The sequence below is a fragment of the Microvirga sp. P4_A5 genome (genome assembly GCF_056402495.1).
Genome location: NZ_JBFUHH010000165.1, coordinates 1 through 4,768 on the forward strand (window position 1 = coordinate 1; position 4,768 = coordinate 4,768).

Here is a 4,768-nt window from a genome sequence, read left to right on the forward strand (position 1 = left end):
CGCCGAGGCTGCGTCCCGGCGCGAAGGGGGCGGGCGCGTCCCAGGGGAGGCCGCAGGCTTCGACGATCCGGCGCACGAGGGAGAAGCCGTTGGAATGGACGCCGGAGGACGCCAGGCCGATCAGCACGTCGCCCGCGGCCACGCCCTTGGGCAGCAAGGTGCCGCGCTCGGCCGCGCCGACGGCAAAACCCGCCAGATCGTAATCGCCGCGGGCGTAGAGGCCCGGCATCTCCGCTGTTTCCCCACCCACGAGAGCGCATCCGGCCTGGATGCAGCCGTCCGCGATACCCCTCACGATGGCGACGCCGACCTCCGGCGTGAGCTTGCCGGTGGCGAAATAGTCGAGGAAGAACAGGGGCTCCGCGCCCTGCACGATGATGTCGTTGACGCACATCGCCACCAGATCGATGCCGATGGTGTGGTGAATGCCGGTGTCGATGGCGATCTTGACCTTGGTCCCGACCCCGTCATTGGCCGCGACCAGGATCGGGTCCGTGAAGCCCGCCGCCTTCAGATCGAACAATCCGCCGAAGCCGCCGATTTCCGCGTCGGCTCCGGGGCGGCGCGTGGCTCGCACCAGCGGCTTGATTTCGTCCACCATGGCGTTGCCGGCGTCGATGTCGACGCCCGCTTGCGCGTAGGTCAGGCCGTTCGGCAATTTCTCGGTCATTGCTCACCCCGTCTCAAGGCGGGGAGTAAGGCGCGCGGTCGCCGGAGGCAAGGGAAAGTCGGATTTTTTATGGTTCCGGGCGGAAGCACCGTCGATCACAAGCGTTGGTGCCATTGGGGAAGGTGAGCTGCGACCCCCGATCCGGGAGGCGCGATCGCCGGTCCGCCTTGACCGTCGCGCGCTCGGGTGCCTATCTCGGGGCGGGCTGCCGCAGGACGGCGCTTTGGAGAATGTTGAAGAATGGTACTTCGATGACGTTGCAGCGGCAGGTGATTTTCTGGATTGTGGCGCTTGCCGCCGCGGTGCTCATGCTCGCCCTTTTCCGGGGCGTCCTGCTGCCGTTCGTCGCAGGCTTCGCGCTCGCCTATATGATGGACCCGCTGGCCGACCGGCTTCAGCGCATCGGGCTCGGGCGGCTCGGCGCCAGCCTGATCATCCTGATCCTCTTCGTGCTGATCTTCATCGTCGCGCTGATGGTGATCGTGCCGCTTCTGGGACAGCAACTGGGCGAATTCGTCGAGCGGCTTCCCAGCTATGTCGCCCGGCTGCAGCAGCTCGCCGTGGAGCAGGGCGGGCCGCTGATCGAACGGCTCGGCGGCTCCAAGGCCCTGTCGGACATGCAGACCTCGGTGGGCAATCTCATCTCCCAGGGCATGGCCTGGATGGGCACCTTTTTGCAGGGATTGTGGTCGGGCGGGCAGGCGCTCCTCGGCATCTTCTCCCTGCTGGTGGTGACGCCCGTCGTCGCCTTCTACATGCTGATCGACTGGGACCGGATGGTGGGAACGGTCGATTCGTGGATTCCCATGCGCCACCGCGACACCGTGCGGGTGATCGCGCGCGATATCGACAAGGCGATCGCCGGTTTCGTTCGCGGTCAGGCGCTGGTCTGCGTGATCCTCGGCACCTTCTACGCCGTGGCGCTGACGATGCTTGGGCTCAATTTCGGCGCGATGATCGGCATGACCTCCGGCCTCCTGAGCTTCATCCCCTATGTCGGGTCTCTCACCGGGCTCATCCTGTCCCTGGGCGTCGCCATCGTGCAGTTCTGGCCGGATTGGACGCTGATCGCCGCGACCCTCGGCATCTTCGTCTTCGGTCAGTTCGTCGAGGGCAATATCCTGTCGCCGAAACTCGTCGGCGAAAGCGTGGGGCTTCATCCGGTCTGGCTCATGTTCGCGCTTCTGGCCTTCGGTTCTCTTTTCGGCTTCGTCGGCCTGCTTCTCGCCGTCCCGCTGGCTGCCGCCATCGGCGTGATCGCCCGCTTCGCGCTCCAGCAATATCTGACGAGCCCGCTCTATCGCGGCACCGACCCGGCGATCATCACGCCCAAGGTCGATCTCGATGCGTGAGACGCCGAGGCAACTCGCGTTCGACCTGCCTCTCGACCCGCGCTTCGGGCGGGAGGATTTCCTCGTCTCGCCGTCGAACGAGCAGGCTTATTCCCGCATCGAGAGCTGGCCCGATTGGGGCGACACGGTGCTGGTGCTCAATGGCCCGCGCGGCTCCGGCAAGAGCCATCTGGCCGCCATCTGGGCCGCCACGGCCCATGCCTGGACCGTCGACGCCTTCGAGGTGGTGCCGCAGCAGGTTCCGCACCTCATATCGGGTGGCGCGCTGGCGATCGAGGATATCGACCGCGCGGATCGGGACGAGGCGGCCCTGTTCCACCTCCTCAACCTCGCGCGCGAAAAGCGAGCCTTCGTGTTGCTGACATGCGAAAAGCCGCCGGACCAATGGGGCTTGCGAACCGCCGATCTGGTGTCGCGCCTGAGACTCGCGCCGAGCGTCTCCATCGGCGCCCCCGACGACGCGCTGCTGAAGGCCGTGCTCGTGAAGCTGTTCGTCGATCGGCAGTTGGTGGTCGACACCAGCGTTGTCGATTATATTGCGCTGAGGATCGAGCGATCGCTCGCCAAAGCCGCCGAGTTCGTGACGCTCCTCGACAAGGAGGCCCTGAGCCGTGGCAGGCGCGTGTCGCGCGCGATCGCCGCCGAAATTCTCGGTGCTTCTCAGGAATTGGATGATATCGAGTGAAACCCCTCGCGCCGCCGCCACGTCGTGAAACCGTCACGAAGTCCGCTCCAAAACGGACCTCGACGCCACGAAACACGACGGAGAGCGATGTGCGCGCCAACCTCGTGTTGGACAAGGCCGAGATCGTCAGCGAGACGCCGTCGCCGAAGGCTCCGCCGGATATCGAATTCGACGGCGCCGTGTTGCGGCAGTTTCCTCAGCGGTTCATCAATCGGGAATTGTCCTGGCTGCAATTCAACCGCCGCGTTCTGGAAGAAGCGTCGAACCGCAACCACCCGCTTCTCGAACAGCTTCGGTTTTTGTCGATCTCGGCCGGAAACCTGGACGAGTTCTTCATGGTCCGCGTCGCCGGCTTGCGCGGTCAGGTGCGGTCCGGAATTTCCGCTCCGTCGCAGGACGGGCTGACGCCGCAGGAGCAGCTCACCCGCATCGGCGTGGCAGTCTCGCAGCTTGCCTCCGATCAGCAGCGACGCTGGCGGGAATTGAAGGACAGCCTGCTCGAAGAGGGGATCGTGCTCGTGGACGCCGCCACGGGCCTTGCGAAGCCGGAAGCGTCATGGCTCGAGGACTACTTCCTCAACCACGTCTTTCCGCTTCTGACGCCGCTCGCGGTCGATCCCGCCCATCCGTTTCCGTTCATCCCCAACCTGGGCGCCTCGATCGCGCTGAAACTCGCGCGGCAGAGCGACGGCAAGGTGCTGAACGCGATGATCCGCCTGCCGGCCAAGGCCGATCGTTTCATTCGCCTGCCGGATTTCGCCGAGACCGGAGCTACCCGCTTCATCGCCCTCGAGCAGGTGATCGGGCTCTACACCAGCAGGCTCTTTCCAGGCTACGACCTGCAGGGGCAGGGCGTGTTCCGCGTCATTCGCGACAGCGACCTGGAAATCGAGGAAGAGGCCGAGGATCTTGTTCGGCTGTTCGAGACCGCGCTGAAGCAGCGCCGGCGTGGCAGCGTCATCCGGCTCGAAGTCGAGGCCGCGATGCCCGAGGACCTTCGGTTGTTCGTGGCGGAGGAGCTCGAAATTTCCGGCGACGAGATGTTCGTGGGCGAGGGGATGCTCGGCCTCGACGAGCTGTCGCAACTGGTGGCGCTCGATCGGCCCGATCTCAAGTTCAAGCCCTACAACGCGCGTTTCCCGGAGCGTATCCGCGAACATAGCGGAGATTGCTTCGCGGCCATTCGCGAGAAGGATCTCATCGTTCACCATCCGTATGAATCCTTCGACGCGGTAGTGCAGTTCCTGCGCCAGGCGGCGGGCGATCCCAACGTGGTGGCGATCAAGCAGACGCTCTACCGGACCTCGTCGGAATCGCCCATCGTGGCGGCTTTGGCGGAGGCGGCCGAAGCCGGAAAGGCCGTGACGGCGCTGGTCGAACTCAAGGCGCGCTTCGACGAGGAGGCCAATATCCGCTGGGCGCGCGATCTCGAACGAGCGGGCGCGCAGGTGGTGTTCGGTTTCATCGAATTGAAGACGCACGCCAAACTGTCGATGATCGTGCGGCGCGAAGGCGGCCAGCTCATCACCTATTGCCATGTGGGCACGGGTAACTACCACCCCATCACCGCGCGCATCTACACCGACCTGTCGTTCTTCACCGCCGATCCGGTCATCGGGCGCGACGTCGGACGCATCTTCAACTACATCACCGGCTACGCGGAGCCGGCGGCGCTCGAGCGGATGGCGGTGTCGCCGCTGACGCTGAAGAAACGGCTGCTGGAGCACATCGGACAGGAAGTCGCGAACGCCAAGGCGGGCCTGCCGGCGGCGATCTGGTGCAAGTGCAATTCTCTCGTCGACCCGGTCATCATCGATGCTCTGTACGATGCAAGCGCCGCGGGCGTGCAGGTCGATCTCATCGTGCGCGGCATCTGCTGCCTGCGACCCGGCATCAAGGGCCTGTCCGAGAACATCCGGGTGAAATCCATCGTCGGGCGGTTTCTCGAACACACCCGCATCTACGCGTTCGGGAACGGCGGCAATCTGCCGAACCCCAAGGCCCACGTCTACATCTCGTCGGCGGACCTCATGTCGCGCAATCTCGACCGGCGGGTGGAGG

General features: G+C 65.1%; 4 protein-coding genes. 3 read left to right on the forward strand and 1 reads right to left on the reverse strand.

Annotated elements, in window-relative coordinates; translation table 11 throughout:
- A partial coding sequence (gene purM / locus AC1DVM_RS22500) for a phosphoribosylformylglycinamidine cyclo-ligase (RefSeq protein WP_477258263.1) occupies positions 1-670 on the reverse strand: 670 nt, incomplete at its 3' end.
- 251 nt (positions 671-921) lie between these two features.
- Between purM and AC1DVM_RS22505 the strand changes: the two genes are divergently transcribed.
- The 3 genes from AC1DVM_RS22505 to AC1DVM_RS22515 form a co-directional block, all read left to right on the forward strand.
- Positions 922-2,022: an AI-2E family transporter gene (locus AC1DVM_RS22505; RefSeq protein WP_477258265.1), complete on the forward strand. Its 1,101-nt coding sequence runs from the start codon at positions 922-924 to the stop codon at positions 2,020-2,022.
- Complete coding sequence (locus AC1DVM_RS22510) at positions 2,015-2,707, forward strand: P-loop NTPase family protein (protein WP_477258267.1); 693 nt, start codon at positions 2,015-2,017, stop codon at positions 2,705-2,707. The genes AC1DVM_RS22505 and AC1DVM_RS22510 overlap by 8 nt, the downstream gene beginning before the upstream one ends.
- A 122-nt stretch (positions 2,708-2,829) precedes the next feature.
- On the forward strand, positions 2,830-4,768 hold a 1,939-nt coding region (locus tag AC1DVM_RS22515; protein WP_477258269.1), incomplete at its 3' end, for an RNA degradosome polyphosphate kinase.